We start from the raw sequence: 1,182 nt of genomic DNA on the forward strand, positions 1-1,182 counted from the left end.
CGAAAAACTGGACAAAAAATCAAGCAATTTTGTGTAGACTCATGGATTCTTCGAATATCTCTTTTGGGCTTTTGTATCCTAAAGCACTATGGGGATATTCTTCGTTATAAAACTTTTCAAAAGCTTTCGTCTTTTCGATTAGCTCTTCGTAACTCGGATTGTCCAATACCCATGCAACTTCTTCTTTGTATGTTCTGAAATACCTTTCCGTGTTGGCATTACCTTTGGGATTGTTGTAGCTCGTGAATATCTGTTTTATCCCAAGTACAGTACATTCTTTCAGGAACTTCGTGCTCGTTGGTTGGCTGCCGTTGTCGCTCACCAGTATTACTCCTTCGCCCCGCACACCTTCGGGATATCCCTCATTTAAGGCTCTGTCCAACGCTTTTAACCATTCTTCTGCTCTACACCTGAGACTTATTTCCGATCCAAGGATTTCTCTTGTGTACCAATCTATCACTGCTATGTAATATGCCCAACCAGCATCTCTTGTGAATACTTTTGTCATGTCGATCCCAAGCACCTCTCTGGGCCTGGTGGGCTTTATTTTCTTTTGAATGGTTCTACAAGCTTTTTTGTGCTCAACTTTGAAGAGTAATCCATTTTCTTTCATTATTCGGTATACCCTCTTTTGGTTGAGCTTATTGCCTTTTTTCCTCAACATCGCCCAGATTCGACGATATCCCCAGTAAGGATGCTCTCTTTTGAGTTCTTCTATTTCCTTGAGTATTTTTTCATCATCTGTTCTTCGACTGTATTCCCTAGGCTTGTAGTAATACGTGCTCCGGTTGATTTTCAAATACCTCAGCGCTTCTGAAACGCTGAATCCCTCATTAACAAGCAGTGCCACTATTTCCCGTTGCCTGGATGTACTACTGTTTTTTTTAATGTCTCAATGACGATGGTCTGTTTCCCTATTACCTTCTCGAGTTCTTCTACTTTTTCTTCGAGCTGCTTTACCCTGGATTTCTTCCCGTTTTCCAAGCCTTCTTTGGCTCCTTCGAGAAACCTGTCACGCCATTTGTAATACTGAGCTTGTGAAATTCCATGTTCTCTGCAGATTTGAGAAACGCTCTTTTCTCGACGAAGCCCTTCCAGAATTATTGCCATCTTTTCTTCTGTCGAGAGTTTCTTTGCCATTATCTGCACCCCCTTGCCTTTATTTTATCTCTCTACTTTTTT

At 41.3% G+C, this 1,182-nt stretch carries 1 protein-coding gene; it reads right to left on the bottom strand.

The features are described 5' to 3' along the window. Positions 1 to 19: 19 nt before the first annotated feature. A protein-coding gene (locus DU53_RS11700) for an IS3 family transposase (protein WP_148207985.1) occupies positions 20 to 1,140 on the bottom strand; the annotation gives its coding sequence in 2 pieces (ribosomal slippage) (positions 20 to 888 and positions 888 to 1,140; 1,122 coding nt in all). Between the last annotated feature and the right edge of the window lie 42 nt (positions 1,141 to 1,182).

Source organism: Kosmotoga sp. DU53, from assembly GCF_001639905.1.
Lineage (GTDB): Bacteria > Thermotogota > Thermotogae > Petrotogales > Kosmotogaceae > Kosmotoga > Kosmotoga olearia.